At 67.4% G+C, this 20,840-nt stretch carries 19 protein-coding genes and 1 tRNA gene; 6 read left to right on the top strand and 14 right to left on the bottom strand.

Going from position 1 to position 20,840, the window contains the following annotated elements:
• Nucleotide 1 precedes the first annotated feature (1 nt).
• Both FHX72_RS04975 and prmC read right to left on the bottom strand, forming a co-directional pair.
• Nucleotides 2-889 carry an L-threonylcarbamoyladenylate synthase gene (locus FHX72_RS04975; RefSeq protein WP_183623352.1) on the bottom strand — a complete coding sequence of 296 codons (888 nt, stop codon included), beginning with the start codon at nucleotides 887-889 and terminating at the stop codon, nucleotides 2-4.
• A gap of 6 nt (nucleotides 890-895) precedes the next feature.
• Nucleotides 896-1,804, bottom strand: coding sequence for a peptide chain release factor N(5)-glutamine methyltransferase (gene prmC, locus FHX72_RS04980; protein WP_068480186.1), 909 nt, complete (start codon nucleotides 1,802-1,804; stop codon nucleotides 896-898).
• A gap of 134 nt (nucleotides 1,805-1,938) precedes the next feature.
• Here prmC and cysK point away from each other — a divergent pair, with 134 nt between their 5' ends.
• Nucleotides 1,939-2,874, top strand: a complete 936-nt coding sequence (gene cysK / locus FHX72_RS04985; RefSeq protein ID WP_068480183.1) for a cysteine synthase A — start codon at nucleotides 1,939-1,941, stop codon at nucleotides 2,872-2,874.
• 3 nt (nucleotides 2,875-2,877) lie between these two features.
• The gene (gene cysE, locus FHX72_RS04990) at nucleotides 2,878-3,480 is read left to right on the top strand and encodes a serine O-acetyltransferase (protein WP_183623354.1); all 603 of its coding nucleotides are present in this window, start codon (nucleotides 2,878-2,880) and stop codon (nucleotides 3,478-3,480) included.
• Nucleotides 3,481-3,567: 87 nt separating this feature from the next.
• Here cysE and prfA read toward each other — a convergent pair whose 3' ends face one another.
• The 9 genes from prfA to FHX72_RS05035 form a co-directional block, all read right to left on the bottom strand.
• Entirely contained in the window at nucleotides 3,568-4,650 is a 1,083-nt protein-coding gene (gene prfA, locus FHX72_RS04995) for a peptide chain release factor 1 (RefSeq protein ID WP_068493218.1), read from the bottom strand.
• A 17-nt stretch (nucleotides 4,651-4,667) separates the two neighbouring features.
• Nucleotides 4,668-6,599: a transcription termination factor Rho gene (gene rho, locus FHX72_RS05000; protein WP_183623356.1), complete on the bottom strand. Its 1,932-nt coding sequence runs from the start codon at nucleotides 6,597-6,599 to the stop codon at nucleotides 4,668-4,670.
• A gap of 143 nt (nucleotides 6,600-6,742) precedes the next feature.
• The gene (gene thrB / locus FHX72_RS05005; RefSeq protein WP_183623358.1) at nucleotides 6,743-7,693 is read right to left on the bottom strand and encodes a homoserine kinase; all 951 of its coding nucleotides are present in this window, start codon (nucleotides 7,691-7,693) and stop codon (nucleotides 6,743-6,745) included.
• A gap of 96 nt (nucleotides 7,694-7,789) precedes the next feature.
• The gene (locus tag FHX72_RS05010) at nucleotides 7,790-9,142 is read right to left on the bottom strand and encodes a homoserine dehydrogenase (protein WP_183623360.1); all 1,353 of its coding nucleotides are present in this window, start codon (nucleotides 9,140-9,142) and stop codon (nucleotides 7,790-7,792) included.
• Nucleotides 9,143-9,155: 13 nt separating this feature from the next.
• Complete coding sequence (gene lysA, locus FHX72_RS05015; protein ID WP_183623362.1) at nucleotides 9,156-10,616, bottom strand: diaminopimelate decarboxylase; 1,461 nt, start codon at nucleotides 10,614-10,616, stop codon at nucleotides 9,156-9,158.
• A gap of 66 nt (nucleotides 10,617-10,682) precedes the next feature.
• Nucleotides 10,683-11,897, bottom strand: coding sequence for an LmeA family phospholipid-binding protein (locus FHX72_RS05020; protein ID WP_221186711.1), 1,215 nt, complete (start codon nucleotides 11,895-11,897; stop codon nucleotides 10,683-10,685).
• Nucleotides 11,898-11,937: 40 nt separating this feature from the next.
• A complete protein-coding gene (locus tag FHX72_RS05025) occupies nucleotides 11,938-12,723 on the bottom strand; it encodes an LmeA family phospholipid-binding protein (RefSeq protein ID WP_183623367.1) in 786 nt (261 codons plus the stop codon).
• Nucleotides 12,724-12,729: 6 nt separating this feature from the next.
• Nucleotides 12,730-14,394, bottom strand: coding sequence for an arginine--tRNA ligase (gene argS, locus FHX72_RS05030; protein ID WP_183623369.1), 1,665 nt, complete (start codon nucleotides 14,392-14,394; stop codon nucleotides 12,730-12,732).
• A gap of 57 nt (nucleotides 14,395-14,451) precedes the next feature.
• Complete coding sequence (locus tag FHX72_RS05035) at nucleotides 14,452-15,243, bottom strand: transglutaminase-like domain-containing protein (protein ID WP_183624014.1); 792 nt, start codon at nucleotides 15,241-15,243, stop codon at nucleotides 14,452-14,454.
• A gap of 128 nt (nucleotides 15,244-15,371) precedes the next feature.
• Here FHX72_RS05035 and FHX72_RS05040 point away from each other — a divergent pair.
• Nucleotides 15,372-15,444, top strand: a tRNA-Arg gene (locus FHX72_RS05040).
• A gap of 136 nt (nucleotides 15,445-15,580) precedes the next feature.
• Here FHX72_RS05040 and FHX72_RS05045 read toward each other — a convergent pair.
• Nucleotides 15,581-16,006, bottom strand: a complete 426-nt coding sequence (locus FHX72_RS05045) for a VOC family protein (protein ID WP_244963973.1) — start codon at nucleotides 16,004-16,006, stop codon at nucleotides 15,581-15,583.
• Nucleotides 16,007-16,167: 161 nt separating this feature from the next.
• Here FHX72_RS05045 and FHX72_RS05050 point away from each other — a divergent pair, with 161 nt between their 5' ends.
• The 3 genes from FHX72_RS05050 (at nucleotide 16,168) to FHX72_RS05060 (ending at nucleotide 19,396) form a co-directional block, all read left to right on the top strand.
• Nucleotides 16,168-16,455, top strand: a complete 288-nt coding sequence (locus tag FHX72_RS05050; protein ID WP_082775312.1) for an FmdB family zinc ribbon protein — start codon at nucleotides 16,168-16,170, stop codon at nucleotides 16,453-16,455.
• An 82-nt stretch (nucleotides 16,456-16,537) separates the two neighbouring features.
• On the top strand, nucleotides 16,538-17,791 hold the full coding sequence (gene fmdA, locus FHX72_RS05055; RefSeq protein ID WP_183623370.1) for a formamidase: 1,254 nt from the start codon (nucleotides 16,538-16,540) through the stop codon (nucleotides 17,789-17,791).
• 120 nt (nucleotides 17,792-17,911) lie between these two features.
• Nucleotides 17,912-19,396 (top strand): SDR family NAD(P)-dependent oxidoreductase, encoded by a 1,485-nt coding sequence (locus FHX72_RS05060; RefSeq protein WP_377606651.1) that lies wholly within the window; start codon nucleotides 17,912-17,914, stop codon nucleotides 19,394-19,396.
• A 58-nt stretch (nucleotides 19,397-19,454) separates the two neighbouring features.
• Here the strand turns inward: FHX72_RS05060 and FHX72_RS05065 are convergent, their stop codons facing one another.
• On the bottom strand, nucleotides 19,455-20,285 hold the full coding sequence (locus FHX72_RS05065) for a siderophore-interacting protein (protein ID WP_068480152.1): 831 nt from the start codon (nucleotides 20,283-20,285) through the stop codon (nucleotides 19,455-19,457).
• Between the two features lie 72 nt (nucleotides 20,286-20,357).
• On the bottom strand, nucleotides 20,358-20,642 hold the full coding sequence (locus FHX72_RS05070) for a DivIVA domain-containing protein (RefSeq protein ID WP_068480149.1): 285 nt from the start codon (nucleotides 20,640-20,642) through the stop codon (nucleotides 20,358-20,360).
• Nucleotides 20,643-20,840 lie beyond the last annotated feature (198 nt).

The following is a 20,840-nucleotide window of genomic DNA, read 5'->3' on the forward strand; positions in this document are numbered from 1 at the left end:
GCTAGGACTCGTGCTCCGCCGGTGACGGGCGCTGCGACGGCTGTGCGCCGTCGTCGCTCACGCCCTGGGTCTCGGCGCCGGCCTCTGGGTCGCCGATTGTCTCTGCGGCCCCGATGGCCTCGGTGTCGGTTGGTTCGGGAGCAGTCTCTGCGGCGGATTCGGGCCGCGTAGGCGTCTGCGTCTCGGCCTCGGCACCCGCCGCCGGCTCCACAACCGTCTCCGGCTCCGGTGCGTCGATGGCAGCGAGCTTGTCGCCGAGCACTTCTTCGATGAGTTCCCGCGACAGAGCGCCCTGACGGACGATACGGGCTGGTTCGCCTCGAGTCAGCGGTGTCGCGTCGACGATCGTGGAGGGCTCTCCCCCGGCAGGACCGCCGTCGAGGAAGACGCCGACAACCTCGCCGAGCGCCTCAAGCGCCTCTTCTGCGGTCGTCGCGGCCGGCTCGCCGTGCTTGTTGGCACTCGAGACCGCGAGGGGCCCCGTCTCCTTGAGCAGCTCGCGCGCGAGACGACTGTCCGGGATGCGCAACGCGACGGTTCCGTTGGTCTCGCCGAGGTCCAACTGCAGTGATCCCCTCGCCTGAAGGATGACGGTGAGGGGCCCGGGAGCGAAGCGTTCGAACAGCTCGCGCGCAAGCGGGTGAACGTTCTCGGCGAGCGCATCGAGGGTCTCGTGGTTCGCGACGAGGACGGGAGGCGGGGTTGCCCGCGTGCGGCCCTTCGCGTCGAGGAGACGCTGGACCGCCGATGCCGAGAAGGCGTCGGCTGCTATGCCGTAGACCGTGTCGGTCGGCATGACGATGACCTCGCCGCTCGCGATGGCCGTGCGTGCCGCACGGACCGCTGCCAGGAGGTCGAGTGAGTCTGTGGTGGCGTAGATCTGTCCCATTCTTCGTTACATGATAGTCGGCTGACCGTATCCGGCCCGGCCAGACGCGGGCAGCACCGCGGATGTGATTCTGTCTCTGCCGGTGAGATCCTTCACCGTGGCCGCATCGGCGAAGCCGGCGTCCGTGAAGACCTGCCGGATCTCGGTTCCCTGCGTGTCTTCGTGCTCCACGATGAGCACTCCGCCTGGGCGCAGCGTGGCGGAGGCCCAGATCGCGAGCTCGCGGATGAAGTCGAGTCCGTCTGCGCCGGAGTAGAGCGCGACCTCCGGGTCGTGCCGCCAGACTTCGCGACTCTCCGGACGATTCTCCGAAGGCACGTACGGCGGGTTAGACACGACGAGGTCGAGCTCACCAACCGCCATGCCGGAGAACGCGCGGGACGCCTGCCCGAAGTACGGCGTGACTGTTTCGTCGCCGTAGGTCTCGACGTTGGCGCGCAGCCAGGGCCACGCCGCGCTCGAGGCCTCGATCGCGGTCATTCGGATGTGCCCGTGCCGCCGAGCGACACCCAGCGCAACCGCCCCGCTCCCTGAGCCCACGTCAACACCCGCCAGTTGCCGCCCGGCAACGGCAGAGCCGATGAGTTCAACGGCCGCCGTGACGAGGGACTCCGTCTCTGGCCGCGGTACGAAGACGCCGGGTCCAACTGCGAGCTCCATGTCCAGGAAGGGCGCTACACCGAGCACGTGCTGCAGAGGCTCCCTGCGCGCACGCCTCGCCGTAGCCGACGCGACGTCGAGCGCCTCCTGCTCGGTGACCTCCCGACCGAGAAGCGAACGCATCTGCACTTCACCCCGTGAGATTCCGAGCACACCTGCGAGGAGCAGATCGGCCTCGACGTGGGCCGACGCGACTCCCCTGGCCTTCAGCTGTTCGCGAACCAGGTTTCTCTGCGCTTCAACGTGCAAGATCATGGATAGAGTCTCCCGCACATTGACTCGCAGCGTCATGCACAGCATCCGCGCGCGAGATCATTGGGACGATTGACGCGGGCGAACGCTGCCAGCGACACCCACGAAGTTCACACAGCATCCCAGAAGGGCACGAAGTGACTGGAAAGATCTACAACGACATCACTGAGGTCGTCGGCCGCACCCCGCTCGTCAAGCTCGGTCGCATCAACGACACAGGCGCAAACATCTTCGCGAAGCTGGAGTACTTCGGTCCCGGCTCCTCGGTGAAGGACCGCCTTGGTCTTGGCATCATCCGGGCAGCTGAGCAGAGTGGCGAGCTGCAGCCAGGTGGCACGATCGTCGAGGGTACGTCTGGCAACACGGGCATCGCCCTCGCGATGCTCGGCGCCTCGCGCGGCTACCGCGTCATCCTGGCGATGCCGGAGACGATGTCCGTCGAGCGGCGCCAGCTGCTCAAGGCGTTCGGCGCTGAGCTCGTCCTGACGCCAGGCCCTGAAGGCATGCGCGGTGCAGTTGCACGCGCCAAGGAGATCGTCGCGGAGACGCCTGGCGCGATTCTTGCGAGGCAGTTCGAGAACGAAGCGAACGTGCAGATTCACCGCGAGACGACGGCCGAGGAGATCTGGGCCGACACCGACGGGGACATCGACATCTTCGTCGCTGGCATCGGCACGGGCGGCACCATCTCAGGTGTCGGGCAGGTGCTCAAGGAGCGCAAGCCCGACGTGAAGATCGTTGCTGTCGAGCCCAAGGACTCCCCCCTCCTCACGGAAGGCAAGGCAGGCCCGCACAAGATCCAGGGTCTCGGCGCGAACTTCGTCCCAGACGTACTCGACCGCGATGTCATCGACGAGGTGCTCGACGCAACGCTCGAGGACAGCATCCGCGTCTCGCGCGCGCTGACCTCGACCGAGGGCATCTTCAGCGGCATCTCGAGCGGCGCGAACCTCTGGGCGGCACTCGAGGTCGCGAAGCGTCCCGAGAACGCCGGCAAGAACATCGTCGTCATCATCTGCGACACCGGTGAGCGCTACCTCTCGACGGTGCTCTTCGACGACCTGCGCGACTAGCGAGTGGCGACAGCAACACAACGTCGAACGCCGGCACCTCAAGGTGTCGGCGTTTGGCGTCGCGTCAGAGAAGACATCGCGGCGACGCGGAAGAACGATCCCGCTGCCAGGTCGAAGGCCGAAATCGTCATCAACTACTCGGGGCTGCACGCCCTGTGGCTGCACCGGATCGCCCACCACCTGTGGCTGCGTCCCGGCACGAAGCTGCTCGCGCGCACCCTCTCCCAGTTCAATCGCTTCGCGACCGGCGTGGAGATCCACCCTGGCGCGGAGATTGGCCGCAGGGTCGTCATCGACCACGGCATGGGGATCGTCATCGGCGAGACCGCGATCGTCGGGGATGACGTGCTCATCTACCACGGGGTCACGCTCGGCGGAACGTCAGGCGACCGAGTGAAACGCCACCCGACAGTTGGCAGCCGAGTACTCATCGGAGCTGGGGCGAAGCTCCTTGGCAACATCACGGTCGGCGACGACTCGAGGGTCGGGGCAAACGCCGTCGTGACGCGTGACGCGCCCCGGAGCTCGGTCCTCACCGGCGTGCCCGCCCGCATCCGGCAGCGCACGGCCGCCGAACAGGACCTCATCGGCTACTACGAGATCTAAAAGATCTGAACGCGCGAACGGCGCGATGACAGCGAAACGGCGGCCAGCATTGCTGGCCGCCGTTTCGGCGTCTGGATTCGACGAGCCTTAGTCGTCGCTGCCTGAGAGGGCTGCGAGACGCGCCTCCTCGTCGGCCGCGATCGCCGACTGGATAACGGGCCCGAGGGCGCCGTTCATGACGTGGTCGAGGTTGTACGCCTTGTACCCGGTCCGGTGGTCCGCGATGCGGTTCTCTGGGAAGTTGTACGTGCGGATGCGCTCGGATCGATCCATGGTTCGGATCTGCCCGGAGCGCGCCTCGGACTCCGCCGCCGCGATCTGCTCCTGCTGGTGTGCGAGGAGCCTCGCCAGCAGCACGCGCATACCTGCGGCGCGGTTCTGGATCTGGCTCTTCTCGTTCTGCATGGAGACGACGATGCCGGTCGGGATATGCGTGATGCGCACAGCCGAGTCGGTCGTGTTGACCGACTGCCCACCTGGGCCGGACGAGCGGAAGACGTCGATCTTGAGGTCGTTGGGGCTGACCTCGATCTCCTCAGGCTCATCAACTTCCGGGAACACGAGCACGCCGGTCGTCGAGGTGTGGATGCGCCCCTGAGACTCGGTCGCGGGCACACGCTGCACGCGGTGCACGCCGCCCTCGTACTTGAGGCTGGCCCAGACTCCGAGCGCAGGGTCGTTTGCGTTGCCCTTGATAGCGACCTGGACGTCCTTGAACCCGCCGAGGTCGCTCTCCGTGGAGGAGATCATCTCGGTCTTCCATCCGCGCTGCTCCGCGTAGTGCGAGTACATGCGGAGGAGGTCGGCCGCGAAGAGCGCCGATTCCTCGCCGCCCTCGCCACCCTTGATCTCCATGATGACGTCGCGGCCGTCGTCGGGGTCGCGCGGGATGAGGAGGCGACGGAGCTTCTCCTGCGCAACGCGCAGGTTCTCCTCCAGCACCGGGACCTCTTCGGCGAACGACTCGTCTTCCTTCGCAAGCTCGCGGGCGGCTTCGAGGTCGTCCTCGAGCTCCGCACGGGACGCGTCAGCCGCGAGGATCTGCGCGAGCTGCGCGTAACGCCTGTTGACCTTCTTGGCACGCGCCGGGTTGGCGTGCAGTTCGGGGTCTGCCAGCTGCTCTTGCAGGTCCTCGTGCTCGGCCCGGAGTTGCCGAACGGAGTCGGCCATCTCGTGTCTGGCCATGACTATGCCTTGGCTGCGCGGATGGGCTGCTTCGCAACGGAAGCGAGGAACTCAGCGTTCGTGCTGGTGCCAGCGACACGGGCGAGCACGGCCTCGAGGAGAAGCAGCGGGTCGCCGCCGGTCAGGGCGCGGCGGATGCTCCAGGTCGCCTCTACCTCCTGCTGCGTCAGCAGCTGCTCCTCACGGAGCGTCTGGGAGTGCGAGATGTCGATGGCGGGGAACACTCGCTTGTCGGCGATGTCGCGGGACAGGCGCAGCTCCATGTTGCCGGTGCCTGCGAAGGACTCGAGGATCGTGTCCTCGGTCTTCGAGCCTGTGCCGATCATCGCAGTGGCGAGGATCGTGAGCGAACCACCGTTCTCCACGTTCTTGGCAGACCCGAAGAAGCGGCGAACCGGGGTCAGCGCGGACGCGTCGACGCCGCCAGGCAGGATGCGCCCAGACGCTGGAGCCGCGAGGTTGTAGGCGCGGCACAGCTGCGTCACGCCGTCGAGCAGCACAACCACGTCGTGACCGAGTTCCACGAGGCGCTTGGCGCGCTCGATGGCGAGCTCAGCGACCGTTGTCTGGTCGTGGGCGGGGAGGTCGAACGTGGCCGCCACGACTTCGCCCTGGATCGTGCGCTGCATGTGCGTCACTTCTTCAGGACGCTCGTCGATGAGGACGACCATGAGGTGCACGTCCGGGCTGTTCTTCGCGACCGCGGCAGCAACCTGCTCGAGGACGATCGATTTGCCCGACTTCGGCGGGGCCACGATGAGTCCGCGGGTTCCCTTGCCGATTGGTGCGAAGAGATCCATGAGGCGAGTGGCGACTCGATCTTCGCTCGTCTCAAGGCGCAACCGCTCCTGCGGGTAGAGCGCGGTCAGCGAGTCGAAGTCGGGACGCTGGCGCGGCTCCTCCGGCGACTGGCCGTTGATCGCGTCGAAGCGCACGATGGCGTTGAACTTCTGGCGGCCGTGCTGGTTCTCGCCCTCGCGGGGCTGGCGGATGGCGCCGACAACTGCGTCGCCCTTGCGGAGCTGGTACTTCTTGACCTGAGCGAGCGACACGTAGACGTCGTTCGGGCCCGGCAGGTAGCCGCTGGTCCGGACGAACGCGTAGTTGTCGAGCACGTCCAGGATGCCGGCGATCGGCAGGAGGACGTCGTCCGCTGCGATTTCGGGCTCGGTGTCCTCGGCTCCGCCACGACCGCGCTTGCGGTCACGGTAGCGGCCGCCACGGCCGCGACGCTGCTCGTCGGTCTCGTCGTCTGCTGGGATGTCCTGCACCTGCTGGGTTTCCGTGCGCCCCTGGGCCTGGTCGCCGCCGCGTCCGCGAGAACGACCACGCTGGCGTCGTCCGCCCTGCTGCTCGTCGTCCTGCACGTCGCCGTTCGGCTCGGCAGGAGCTTCGTCCTGCTTGGCCGTGGGCTCGGCGGCTTCCGTGTTCTGCTCGTTCTCGGCGCCGCGACCCCGGCGACCGCGCCCACGACCGCGCTTGCGCTGGCCCGCGCGTCCCTGGTCGTCGTCGCGGGCTTCGTCCTGCTCGGAGGCCTCGCCCCGTGCGGGCGGGAGGACGAGGTCGTCCAGGGAAAGCTCTGGAACTGCGGGGGCCGCAGGCTCTGCTGCGTCTTCGCGCTTGTCCTCGACGATGACGGGAAGATCCTCGGCAGCCGCCTGGGTATCCGTCTCCGAAGCCTCTAGCGTCGCCGGTGCCTCGGCCGGAGCATCCTGCGCCTCTGGCTCGGCCTGCTCCGCTGGCGCGGCCGGCTCCGCCGACGGCGCCTCGGGCTCGGCGCTTGCTCGCGCGGCCTCGATAGCCTCGATGAGCGCTCCCTTGCGCAGGCTCCGAGCGCCGCGGATCTGCAGCCCGGCGGCGAGAGCCTGGAGGTCGGCGACCTTCATGGAAGTGAGCGGAGCTTCCTGCTCCGCAGTGGGTGTTGTGTCAGTCATCTGCTGTGAGTCCTTACCTCTACCGCGTTCTGCGGTGTTCAGATCGAGCGAGCGGGACTTCTCACACACTCGGAACCACATCGACAGAAATCGAGGGGGGTGCGTACTCCGCTGCTCGGAGAGTTGAAGCTGTCGCGCTGCGCCTACACCGAAAGTGTGGCCGCGTCGCCCGACAGCACCTCAACTGTAGCACCGAGGAAATCAACGGCAGGCATGATCGCGTTCCACTGCGTCTGCGTGTTGGCCTGGGCAACCGCCGCCGCCTGTAGCCGCTGCTCGGGGCTGTCGCACAGCACGAGCACGCTCGGGCCTGCACCCGAGACGACGGCAGGCAGCCCGGCGGCGCGCAGTTCGGCCACGAGTCCGCTCGTGAACGGCATGGCCGAGGCGCGGTAGCTCTGGTGGAGACGGTCCTCCGTCGCTTCGAAGAGCAGCTCAGGGCTCTGGACGAGCGCCGCTACGAGCAGCGCCGATCGAGACAGGTTGAAGATCGCGTCGGCGTGAGGAACGCTCTCGGGCTGGAGGCTGCGAGCGAGCTTGGTCGACATCGTCTCGGTCGGGATGAGGACGATCGGCGACACCCCGCGGTGCACCAGCAACTGCTTCGAACGTGGTCCGCTCTCCCCGACCCAGGCGATCGTGAGTCCGCCGAAGAGGCAGGGTGCGACGTTGTCGGGGTGGCCTTCGAGCTCAGTCGCGAACCGAAGGAGCGTGTCGGCGTCGAGCTCGACGTCGTTGGAGACGAGCGCGGCCGCCGCCATGACGCCGGAGACGATCGCGGCCCCTGATGAGCCCATGCCTCGACCGTGCGGAATCGTGTTGACGGCGCGGATGCGCAGCCCAGGCAGCTCGTAGCCGAGCCCATTCAGCGTGTGTGCGATGGACTGCACAACGAGGTGCGAGCCATCGCGCGGCACGCTGTCGGCACCAACACCTTCGACGTCGATCTCGAGGACGCCGGCTGGCGCGCTTTCGACCACGAGCGTGTCGTAGACGGCAAGCGCGAGCCCGAGGGTGTCGAAGCCCGGGCCGAGATTGGCGCTCGTCGCGGGGACCTTGACTTCGACGCGACGCGCCTGTTCGACCTGCTTCATGCTGCGACTCCTAGGCAGAGGACTGATGCGAATGGATTGGTATCGACGGGCACGACGGCCGATGCTCTGGCATCGGCATCGCCGAGGTGCCCTGCGCTAGAGCGCACCCTCAACACGGAGGACGCCGGTGACGCGCCGCGAGGCTTCGTGAGCGGCCAGTGCTTCGGCAAGCGCCGAGAGGGCACGCTCTGTGGCGGCGTGCGTGCCGATGACAAGCGTGGCGCCGCCTTCTGACTCGCCGTCGGCGTGACCGGCGGACGCAGTCGCTCCATCGTGCGCTCCGGCACTGCGCTGCTCGAGCGTCGAGACCGAGACGCCGAAGTCGCTGAAGACCTTCGCGATCTCGGCGAGGACACCCGGACGGTCGTGCACCTCGAGAATGATCTGGTAGCGGGTCGTGATCTCGCCGACCTCGAGGACCGGTAGGTCGGCGTGGGTCGACTCACCGAGCCCTGGGCCGCCGTTGACTCGACGCCGAGCCGACGAGACGAGGTCGCCGAGCACGGCAGATGCGGTCTCAACTCCCCCGGCGCCGGCGCCGTAGAACATGAGGTCGCCCGCAGCCTGCGCTTGCACGAAGACCGCGTTGTTGCCGCCGTGCACGGAGGCGAGCGGATGCTGCGCGTCGACGAGCGCCGGGTAGACCCTTGCCGAGATTCCCTCAACGCCGTCCGAGGTCGTCACGCGCTCGCAGATCGCGAGCAGCTTGACCACGAATCCGGCCGCCTTCGCGCGCTCGATCTGCTCGATCGTGATCTCGGTGATGCCCTCGCGGTGGACGAGCTCGACCGGGACCTCGGTGTGGAACGCAATGGAGGCGAGGATCGCGGCCTTCTGCTGCGCGTCGTAGCCGCCGATATCCGCCGTCGGGTCCGCCTCCGCGTAGCCGAGCTCCGTTGCGATGCGCAGGGCTTCCTCGAGGGAGTCACCGCGGGTGTGCATCCGGTCGAGGATGAAGTTGGTGGTGCCGTTCACGATGCCGAGGATGCGTTCGACCCGATCGCCGGCCAGGCTGTCGCGCAAGGGGCGGATGATCGGGATGGCGCCGGCGACCGCTGCCTCGTAGGTCAGCTGTGCCCCGACACGCCTCGCCTGGTCGAAGAGCTCGGGCCCGTGAGCGGCGATGAGCGCCTTGTTGGCCGTCACGACGTCGGCACCGGTCGAGAGCGCCAGCGAGATGAGGCCCTTCGCGGGGTCGATGCCGCCCATGAGCTCGATGACGATGTCCGAGCCCAGGATGAGCCGCTCGGCGTCGTCGGTGAAGAGCTCCTTCGGCAGGTCGACGTCGCGCTTCGCATCGACGTTCCGCACCGCGATCCCGGTGAGGAGCAGCGGGGCCCCAACACGAGCGGCGAGCTCGTCGGCGTTCTCGAGCAGGATGCGGGCGACCTGGGACCCGACGGATCCCGCGCCAAGCAGGGCGACACGGATGGGTCGGTTCTGGTTCATCGGTTCTCCTCGGTTACGGGCGCTCATCGGTCACGGCAGCTGAGAGTCCCGCGTCTCTGGCCAGCAGATCGGTCACGGACTCCGCACGAATCAGCGTGCGCGCCTCGCCGTCGCGAACCGCGACGACGGCCGGTCGGCCGATCATGTTGTAGTTGCTCGAGAGCGACCAGCAGTAGGCGCCGGTCGCTGGCACGGCGACGAGGTCGCCAGGGGCGACATCGCTCGGAAGATAGTCTGCCAGAACGACGATGTCGCCGGACTCGCAGTGTTTTCCTACGACACGAACGAGCGCGGGATCCGCGGCGGACGCACGCGAGGCGAGGCGCACGCAGTACTCGGCCTCGTAGAGCGCAGCCCTGACGTTGTCGCTCATGCCACCGTCCACGGAGACGTAGAGGCGCTCGGCGCTTCCCCCTTCATCAAGGGGCACCCGGACAGTCTTGGTCGTGCCGACCTCGTACAGCGCGGTCCCTGACGGACCGATGATGGTGCGGCCCGGCTCGAAGGCCATGTTCGGAACCGCGACGCCGAGCCGAGCGCACGCGTCGGCGACGTGGGTAGCGATGTGGGAGGCCATCGTGCGGATGTCCGTCGGAGTCTCACGCGGAAGGTAGGCGATGCCGTAGCCGCCACCCAGGTTGAGCTCGGGCACGGGGCCGCCGGCGAGGAGTCGCGCGTGCACCTCGACGAGGCGGTCCGCCGCTTCGCCGAAGCCATCAGCGTCGAAGATCTGCGAGCCGATGTGCGAGTGCAGGCCAAGGAACTCGACGGACTCGTGTTCCCGGATGCGTGCGACGAATGCGTCCACCTCATCGAGTGGGATGCCGAACTTCTGGTCTTCACGGCTCGTGGCAAGGAACTCATGCGTCGAGGCGTGCACGCCTGAGTTGACACGGAGACGGACCGCTTGGCGGCGGCCAGCAGAAGCGGCAGCCGCTGCCACGCGCTCAAGCTCCTGGGCGCTATCGAGCACGATCGCACCGACGCCAGCCGCAACGGCGATGCCGATCTCACGGGTCGACTTGTTGTTGCCGTGGAAACCGATCAGGGCCGCCGGTGCACCAGCCGCGAGGGCAAGCGCAAGCTCGCCCTCACTGCACACGTCGATAGCGCACCCCTCCTCGAGCATCCACCGGACGACGTCCGCGCTCAGGAAGGCCTTGCCCGCGTAGTAGACCTTCGTCGAAGCGCCGAGAGGTTCGAAGGCGTCGGCGAATGCCGCCACCGTGTCGGCGGCACGCGAGCGAGCGTCGGCCTCGTCGACCACGTACAGCGGGGTACCGAACTGCTCGGCGAGCGCCCGCGCATCCAGGCCGGCTATCGTCAGGGCGCCGTCCGCACCGCGTCGGGCATTCTTCGACCAGACGTGGGAGTCGAGCTCGTTCAGGTCGCTCGGTACTTCGAGGTCGATCGGTGCGAGCGGGTTCGCACCGGTCGAGTGGGCGGCTTGGGGTTCGCGGAGAGCTTCAGGCACCAGAGCATGTTATCCGTTGCCCTCGCACCAGGACAGGCCAGCAGCGCCGACACGCAGGCGGCTGGGCTACAGGCAGTCGGCGACCGCGGGGAGATCCGTCAGCTTCGCCCCGTCGACCTGCCAGGAGAACGTCAGCGCCTCGCTCGAGACACTCGCATCCGTGACCTTGGCCTCAAGCTCCGAGTCCTGGCAGGTCGGGACCTCGACCTTCTCGTCCGAGCCGAACGGGATGCTCGTGCCGAACAGCGTCATGCTGCTGTCACTCGTGACGAAGAGCTTGCCGTCGGCAGTCTCGTAGCCGAGTTCCGATTCCACCTTGACCTGCCACTCGCCGGTGCCGCTCACGGCCTCGATGTTGATGACGTCGTCGCCGTAGCTGATGGTGGTCTCGTAGGAGTCGGTGTTGATCTCGCTGTCCTCGCCCTGCAGAGCTGCCGGGACCCCGTCGAGGATGTCCGTCGCGACGGAGAGGTCGACTGTCGTCGAGTCAACTGGCCCCTCGAGCGACGCGTCGATGCCAGTGAGGTCGATGTTCACGGTGATGCCGCCGTCGTCCTGAGAGGTCATCGTGGCGTGCTCGATCTTCCCGGTGAGCACCTGGGCGAGGACGCTGAAGCCATCCACAGTGACGGCGTACTCCGTCGGAGCCTCGTCCTCACCGTAGTTGTCGATGACGATCTTGCTAGCCTGCTCCTCGAGCGCGCTCGTGACGTTGCCGCGGGCTACGAACTCTCCGATGACAAGCCCGCCTGCGATCACCACGACGCCGACGCCGGTCCAGAGCCACCACTGCGCGTACCAGGGGCGCGGCTTCTTCCCCTGCGGGGGCTGGCCGCCCTGCCAGGCGCCTGGCTGCTGACCGTGCGGAGGCTGGCCGCCCGCGAGGGCGACCTGTTGGCCATAGCCGCCGGCCGGCTGCGCCCCCTGTGATCGTCCCTGCTGCTGCCCATAGCCAGGAACCTGCTGTGGCTGCTGTGGCTCCTGCCCGTAGCCAGGTCCCTGCGGAGGCTGGCCGTAGCCGTGCTGCGACGGCTGCGGTTGCTGCGGGTGCTGGCCATAGCCGGGGCCTTGACCGAAACGGCCCTGCTGAGGCTGCTGCCCGAAGCCGGGCTGCCCCTGCTGGGCGGGCTGGCCCTGCTGTCCTTGCCGTCCGGGCTGGCCCGGCTGGCCCTGCCCCGGCTGCTGGCCGAAGCCTTGTCCGTTCGGCGGCATGCTCATCACAGTTCTCCAGTTCGTCGGCGGCGCGCCGGCGACACGCGCAGCTCGAGCCTTCGAGCTCATGCGGCCTCGTCGGCTTGGACCACATCGTCTCAGCTCGAAACTAGTCGCGACAGGTGGAGAACTCCCCGGAATCCGGAATCTCGGCGGAGAGCGCGATGTTCTTGGCCTCGACACCGACCGTGAGCATCCCCTCGGCGATGCGCAGCTCGGACACGTGCAGTCCTGCAGGCAGATAGTCGGCGGTGCAGATGGGCACCGCGAACTCGTCGATGTCGGGGAGCGCCTGAGTGAGTGCCTGCCCGAACGCGGTGCCAGAGACCTCGACCTTGGTCGGGTCGATGACAACTTCGCCGTCGACGAGACGGAGCTGCGCGTCCACAGTGAGCGTGCCCGTGAGTCCCAGGAAGGAGACCTTCGACGTGTACGACAGCTCGTCGTCTCCGAGCGTCAGCGATGCGTCGGTTCCCGGCAGCGCGGCGACGCCCTCAAGCGTCGCCTCCGGGACGTTGAGCGTGCCCGTCAGCGTCTCCGTTCGCATGCCGTCGAAGATGTGGACGCCATACGCGTCGACGCTCGCCGCGAGCTTGAGGCCGTACGCCGTGAGCTCATCGGCCGACACCGTCACGTGGCTCGCGCGCCCCATGGCGAGTTGCCAAAGCGTGGAGAAGCCGTGGACGCGCGCCTCCACCTCGCCCTCCACCCCAGGCGGGAGCGTCTCCTGCACGTGGTGCGCGATCCGATCCTGCGCGACGAGACGAACGCCGACGTCGAGTCCGACCAGGAGGATCAGCCCACCAAGCAGCCAGAGGGCAACCGTGACCCAGGAGCGGAAGCCCCGCTTCGGCCCTGGCTCCATGGTCCGCTCCGACTCGACGACCGGGGTCACGCCGAACTACATCCGCTCTGGAGCCGTGACGCCGAGCATCGTGAGCGCCGAGCGCAGTACCGTGCTCGTGGCGTCGTTGAGCCAGAGGCGCGTGCGGTGCAGGTCCGTGATCTCGTCGTCGCCGCGCGGGATGACGCGGCAGTTGTCGTACCAGCGGTGGTAGAGGCCCGCGAGCTCTTCCGCGTAGCGGGCCACGCGGTGCGGTTCGCGCAGCTCGGCTGCCGCGGCGACGACACGCGGGAAGTCCTGCAACGCGCCGAGCAGTGCCGACTCCGACTCGTGGTCGAGCAGAGCGGGCTCAAAGACCGAGCGATCCACGCCGGATTCAGCCGCGTTGCGCCCGACGGCGCAAGTGCGGGCATGCGCGTACTGCACGTAGAAGACGGGGTTGTCGTTTGTGCGCTGCGCGAGGACGTCGAGGTCGATGTCGAGCGTGGAGTTCGCGGACGAGCGCACGAGGGCGTAGCGACCCGCATCCACGCCGACGGCGTCGACAAGGTCGTCGAGCGTCACGATCGTGCCAGCGCGCTTCGACATCCGCACCGGCTCGCCGTCCTTCACGAGGTTCACCATCTGGCCGATGAGGATCTGCAGGTTCACACCAGGCTGGTCGCCGAACGCGGCGACCATGGCCATCATGCGCGCGACGTAGCCGTGGTGGTCGGCACCGAGCATGATGATGCACTGGTCGAAGCCGCGCTCGCGCTTGTCGAGGTAGTAGCCGATGTCACCGGCCATGTAGGTAGGGCTGCCGTTCGAGCGCACGACCACGCGGTCCTTGTCGTCGCCGTACTCGGTCGTACGCAGCCACTGAGCGCCGTCCTGCTCGAAGATCTGTCCCTGCTCGCGCAGACGCTCGATCGCGCGCCCGACGGCACCAGACTCATGCACTGAGTCCTCGTGGAAGAAGACGTCGAAGTCCACGCCGAAGTCGTGGAGCTTCTGCTTGATCTCGCCGAACATCTGCTCGACGCCCTTCGAGCGGAAGACCTCCTGCTGCGCGTCCCGATCAAGGCCCGCGAGGTCGCCGCCGTACGCGGCCGCGACCTGGCCCGCGATGTCCGAGATGTAGGCGCCGCCGTAGCCGTCCTCCGGGGTGTCCTCTCCCAGGTACGCGGCGAGGAGCGATCGGGCGAAGCGGTCGATCTGCGCGCCGTGGTCGTTGAAGTAGTACTCGCGCGTCACGTCGGCTCCGGCCGCGATGAGCACGCGAGCGAGCGAGTCGCCGACGGCGGCCCAGCGGACGCCGCCCATGTGGATGGGGCCCGTCGGGTTCGCCGAGACAAACTCGAGGTTGACCTTCACGCCGGCGAGCGAGTCCCCGTTGCCGTAGGCCGACCCGGCGTCGACGATGACCTTGGCGAGCGAACCGGCCGTCGCCGCGTCGAGCGTGATGTTGATGAAGCCGGGGCCAGCGACCTCTGCGCTCGCGACCTGCGGGTCGAGCACCAGCTGCTCGACGATGCTCGCGGCCAGCTCGCGGGGATTCGTGCCGACGCGCTTCGCGAGGCGCATGGCGACGTTCGACGCCCAGTCGCCGTGGTCGCGGTTCCGCGGCCGCTCGAGCACGATGTCCGTCTCGGGGACGGTGATGCCCTGCGCGCCCTCGAGGGGGGCGAGCGCGGCGTTGACAGCGGTGGTGAGAGCCGTGACGAGAGCTGGAGAAGTCATAGACCATCCATCCTAGAGCCGGAGAGGCCCCTTCGTAGGCGCGGCCGATCGCCCGTGTCAGCCCAGCTGCACGCGCTCCGTCCAATCCTCGAGGATGAGCTCGCTCGACGTCGCGTTGACGTGCAGCTTCGAGAGGCGCAGGTTCGCGATCGTGTTGCTGAGGAAGGCCGTGTCGGCCGCATCCCGCCCACTCGCGATGCGCTGCATGAGACGGCGCGGTGCCAGGTGGGTTGAGTCCACGACGTACCAGGCCCCATCGACGAGCACCTCGACGACGGCGTGGAAGTCCATGGGCACGAGGCCGGGCGCGTAGACCGACACGAGCCTCGCCGGCAGGTCGTTGGCGCGCAGGAACGCGATCGTCAGGTGCGCGAAGTCCCGGCAGACGCCCTGCCGCTTGAGGAAGGTGTCGCGCGCTCCGTCGGTTGGCGCGCTCGAACCCGGCACGTAGCTGATGTTCCTCGAAACCCAATCCACGACCGCGTCGACGAGCTCGAAGCCCTGCTTGCCGCGGAACATCGAACGGGCCGTCGGGCCAAGGAGATCCGATTCTGCGTAGCGAGAGGGGCGGCGGAACTGGATGAGGTCCAGCTCCTCCGGCTCGTTGGGCTGCGCGCGGTCGAGGACCGTCGCGCTGTACCGCATCTCGATGTGCTTCGCAGACGTCGTTACGCGATGCAGGCGGCACTCGGAGCGGTCGATCGACTCGATCACGTCGAGCGGCTGCCCGTCCCCCGTGATCGTGAACGTCTCGCTCTCGAGGTTCGCCAGCGTGTGGGCTGCGATCGAGAACACGAGGTCGGCTTCCCCGTCGAGTTCGAGGTCAATGGCAGATTCGATCTTTCGCATCACCAGCGGATTGTGTCACGCTCCCGTGGCGTTCCAGCACAAGTGTCTGCGGGCTCGCAGGGTGGCGTCGGCGAGGCCTCGCGCCCTGTTAGTATTGGGTCCGCGTTGCCAACGTCGGCTCCGTGTTCGCCTCCGTAGCTCAGTGGATAGAGCGCCGGTTTCCGGTACCGTAGGTCGCAGGTTCGACTCCTGTCGGGGGCACAAAAGCACTCTCTTCTGGAGTACTGAAGTCAGGCGCGCGACGCCCGAACGGCCCGGTTCTGCATCGCAGATCCGGGCCGTTTCGCGTGCGAGCTCGCTTGTCGGGAGCCACCGTCAGTGTTGTCGGGAGCCACCGTCAGTGGCGGGCGGCCCAGTGCGGGCTCTGCATGAGGCCAAGCACATTGCCGAAGGGGTCGACGATCGAGGCAGTGAAGAACCCTTCGCCCCGCTCCATGACCGGAGCGTGCACCGTGGAGCCGCGCTCCAGCAGCGAAGCGAGCGTGGCCTCGATGTCGGCAACGTGCCAGTAGGTGACGGAGGTCCCCTGCCCACCCGCGCCGGGCGAGAACTGGCGGTCCATGATCCCGAACTCGTCCTCGTCCGGGCCCAGCCTGAACTCGACGTACTGAGCAGTCCCCTCCTCCGGTCGCCGGAAGTAGGGCTCAGCGCCAAGCACGTCGGCGTACCAGGCGGCGGCCGCCTCGACGTCGTCAGCAGTGAGCACCATGGTTGTCAGACCCTGCAGAACAGCCATCATCGTCCCCCATCGAAGCGCACGCATCGAGTGACGATCGTGCTTTCGCCCCAGCTTCGCACCCGGGGCCGCAGACAGACAGCCTCGCCCACGGGGCATGTGCTGTGAATCCGACGCGACACGGCGCCGTTGACACCTCGCGAGCCGCACCGCTACGGTCAGCAGTACCTCGACGAGGGGAGGCAAGGATGCCCACCTACACGTACCGCTGCGACAGCTCGCATCGCTTTGACGAGGTGCACACGATGAGTTCGGTACCGGATGCATCCACCTGCCCGGACTGCGGAGGCGCGGCGCTGCGGCGTCCAGGGTCGCCGCATCTGTCCGCCGCGGGCTCCTCTGCGTACGGACTCATCGATGCCGCTGCCAGGTCTGCTCACGAGCCCGCTGTCGTGAGTTCGCTCCCCGGCGCTCCACGCCGCCCTGGCGCCGGCATCACCCGCAACCCACTCCACGCGAAGCTGCCTCGACACTGACGTCTTGGGGCTGCGCACTTGGTGACCTGGTCTGCCGTCACTCATGGGACGGCGAGCTGGTCAATGATGAAAGGACCGCCCCATGCCAGACGTGCTGTTTCCACTCGACTCCTCGAAGAAGTTCGAGGACCAGGAGAAGATCGGCCACAACAGGTGGCACCCGGAGATCCCGCCAGTCGCCACGGTCAAACCCGGGGATGAGTTCCGCGTCGACTGCCGCGAATGGTTCGATGGTGCGATCGTCAACGACGACTCGGCCGAGGACATCCTGAACGCGCCGCTGCTCACAGTGCACAAGCTGAGCGGCCCGTTCCGCATCGAGGGCGCGAAGCCCGGGGATCTGCTCATCGTCGACATCCTCGATGTCGGGCCCATTCCCCAGGAGAAGGGCCCACTCGCGGGCCAGGGCTGGGGCTACACGGGAATCTTCGCGAAGAAGAACGGCGGCGGTTTCCTCACCGACCAGTTCCCAGACGCGTACAAGGCCATCTGGGACTTCAGCGGGCAGACCGCCACCTCCCGCCACGTACCGGAGGTGTCCTTCACCGGACTGATCCACCCCGGACTCATGGGAACCGCGCCGTCGGCTGAGCTGCTCGCGAAGTGGAACGCCAGGGAGGGCAAGCTCATCGCCACCGACCCCGGGCGAGTGCCGCCGCTCGCGCTCCCTCCAGAGCCGCAGTTCGCCGTGCTTGGTGCTCTGCCGGAATCTGAGTTCGACCGAGTCGCAGGAGAGGCCGCCAGGACGGCGCCGCCGCGCGAAAACGGCGGCAACCAGGACATCAAGAACCTCTCGAAGGGCACACGTATCTTCTACCCCGTCTTCGTGGATGGCGCGAACCTCTCCATGGGAGACCTCCATTTCTCCCAGGGCGACGGCGAGATCACCTTCTGCGGCGCCATCGAGATGGGCGGGTTCATGGATGTGCGCGTGGACGTCATCAAGGGCGGCATGGAGACCTACGGCGTCTCCGAGAACGCGATCTTCATGCCTGGCAACGTCGAGCCGAACTACAGCGAATGGATCGCGTTCAGCGGCACCTCGGTGACTCTCGACGGCGAGCAGCGCTACCTCGACTCGCACCTCTCGTACCAGCGCGCCTGCCTGCACGCGATCGACTACCTCACGAAGTTCGGCTACGCACCAGAACAGGCCTACCTGCTGCTTGGCTCAGCACCCATCGAAGGGCGGCTGTCCGGCGTCGTCGACATTCCCAACTCCTGCTCCACGGTGTACCTGCCGACCGCGATCTTCGACTTCGACGTGCGGCCATCTGCGAGCGGTCCGCACCAGATCGACCCGGGAATGGGGGCACCGAGGGCCGTGGCCTCCTAGCTGCGAGTCCACGCCGAGCGAAGCCGGCGGCCGGGCGCGTGTGGCGCGCCTGCCCGCTGGCCTCTACAATCTCGTGTGCCTTCCGAGACTCCAAACGAGACGCCAGACGAGACGCCCGCGGTGACCCCGACCGACGCGATCGACGCAAACGGCGCACCCCAGCGCATCGACGAGGCCGACCTCGCGACGACCCTGCGGGTGCTCGAGCAGCTGTCGGAGTACGACCGCGAGGACCCGGACTTCATCACCGTGCGCCGCGCGACAGCGCAGTTCTTCAAGGACGTGAAGCGAGTCGGACGCGCGGCGAAACGCCAGCGCATCGCCGACGCCGACAAGGCGGTTGTCGCCGCCACAGCGACGGGCGCGCCCGACCGAATCGACGACGAGACCCGCGGTATCCCGATCTCCACCTCGACGACGACTCCGACGGCCGGCGAGCTGCTGAAGCCGCGTGCCTGCTACATCTGCAAGCAGCCGTACACGACGGTCGACGCCTTCTACCACCAGCTCTGCCCGGACTGCGCGGCCTTCAGCCACGCGAAGCGGGACGCGCGTGCCGACCTCACCGGCAAGCGCGCACTGCTCACGGGCGGCCGCGCGAAGATCGGCATGTACATCGCTCTTCGCCTGCTGCGCGACGGCGCTCACACGACGATCACGACACGCTTCCCGAGGGATGCCGTGCGTCGCTTCTCGGCGTTGCCCGACTCCGCGGAGTGGATCGACCGCTTGAAGATCGTCGGCATCGACCTCCGCGACCCCGCCCAAGTCATGGGGCTCGCCGACGACGTCACCGCCGCGGGGCCGCTCGACATCCTCATCAACAACGCGGCACAGACCGTGCGTCGCTCCCCCGGCGCCTACGCTCCCCTCGTTGAGGCCGAGCTCGCCCCGCTGCCGGACGGCCCGTTGCCCGAGCTCGTGACGTTCGGACACACCAACGACGCGCATCCGCTTGCACTCGCCGAGTCCGTCGCAGCGCACCCCATCCTGTCGTCCGCTGCTGGCCGCACCGCCGAAGAGCTGACAGCGGATGCGATGGCCGCCGGTTCGTCGTCACTCGAGCGACTCGCTGCCGGCACCGCCATCGACGCTGGCGGCCTCCTGCCAGACGAGCTGCACATCAACTCGTGGACTCAGCACGTCGACCAGGTTGAGCCCCTCGAGATGCTCGAAGTGCAACTCGCCAACATGACGGCGCCGTTCCTGCTCGTCAGCAGACTGCGGGGCGCCCTCAAATCGTCAGCGGCTCGACGCACCTACATTGTCAACGTCTCCGCGATGGAAGGTGTCTTCGGGCGGGGCTACAAGGGACCAGGCCACCCGCACACGAACATGGCGAAGGCGGCGCTCAACATGCTCACGCGCACGAGCGCGCGTGAGATGTTCGAGAGCGACCGCATCCTCATGACCGCGGTCGACACCGGCTGGATCACCGACGAGCGGCCACACTTCACCAAGATCCGTCTCGCTGAGGAGGGATTCCATGCTCCGCTCGACCTCGTCGATGGCGCGGCCCGCGTCTACGACCCAATCGTGCGCGGCGAAGCTGGCGAGGATCTCTTCGGTGTCTTCCTGAAGGACTACAAGCCCGGTTCCTGGTAGCGGGCGAGGCATCCACCTGGCCCCGGCGCCAGCCAGCACAGACCCGTGCACGCGGTGGTCAGAAGATCTGACCCACTGGCTCGCGCTTCTCGTTCTGGAACGCGTCCTCAGTTCGACCCGCGGCCCAGTAGCCGGACAGTGAGAGCTGGGCGCGCTCGATCCCGCGCGCCGAGAAGTTCTTCCTGAGTCGCTTCATCTGCTCGCGCTCACCGTGTGCGAAGACCTGGACCACGCCGTGCGGGAACTCCAGCTCTTCGACGGCCGCAGCGAGGAGTTGGCGCTCGTACCCGCCGTGCTCGCCGCGGTGCAGCCAGGTCACGGTGACACCAGCTGGGGCGGAGAGCTCGATGTGGTCCTCATCGCCCGCCACCTCGACAAGCACCGCGCCCTTGGCATCGATGTGCATGGCTTCGAGGGTGCGCGCAATGGCCGGAAGAGCGGACTCGTCGCCGCAGATGAGGTGCCAGTCGCTCTCCGGCAGCGGAGAGTACGCGCCGTGAGGGGTCGTCCCGACGATGACGTCGCCTGGCTGCGCGTCCCGGGCCCATGGACCCGCCACTCCGGAGTCACCGTGCACGACGAAGTCGATAGCGACGGTTCCCGACGCGCGATCGATGCCGCGCACGGTGTAGGTGCGGCGCACCGGGACCTGATCGATGGGCAGCGTCGCGCGGAGCTCCTGAAGATCGAAGGGGAGGTCGAACTCGCCGACGCCTCCCCCGAAGTGCAGCTTCAGGTAGGCGTCGGCAGGTTCGATGTCGAAGTCGTCCAGGTCAGCCCCCGACAGGTGAACGCGGACAAGCGAGCGGCTGAGGCGCTCGGTGCGTTCGACGGTGAGGCGGACGTTCGGTCCGCGCTTGCGTGGCTTCTGGGCGACGTCGTCAGTCACTGTGCTGAACTCCTCGATCGGGGCTGGGGTTAGGCGATCCTAACAAGCCGCGATGGGAGTCAGTCCACGCGGTTAAGCGTCTGCGTCACTCTCGTAGCTCCCAAGGGCCGTGGCGAGTTCCTCGAGGAACACGTCGACTTCCTGGGCCGAGTAGCCGCGCTCGTAGACGCGAGAGGTGAACTTGACCGCCTCTACCTCGTGGGCCTTGACGATCTGGGCCTGCTCGGGCTCACCGTTCTCGTGCCCCTCGAGCGCCGCAGCCGCCTGGTCCAGGAACTGGTCGACCTCCTTGACGTCGTAGCAACCGTCGAACTTCAGCGCGTTGAATCGCTTGGTGCGTACATCTTCACTTCGCACGTTGAATCTCCTGTGTCTCATGTGAAAACCGGACAAGGTGTGCTTGTCCGGTGCACGACAATTCTACGGAACTCCATGCGGAATCACACATCGACGCCAGAACGTCACCCAGTGCTCACCTTCGAAAGCCGCTGTTCGCCGCTTGTTCACTCGTGGCGTCACCACGCGCAGAACAATCACGTTCTTCACGGCTTGACC

The sequence above is a fragment of the Pseudoclavibacter helvolus genome (assembly GCF_014191305.1).
GTDB classification, from domain to species: domain Bacteria; phylum Actinomycetota; class Actinomycetes; order Actinomycetales; family Microbacteriaceae; genus Pseudoclavibacter; species Pseudoclavibacter helvolus.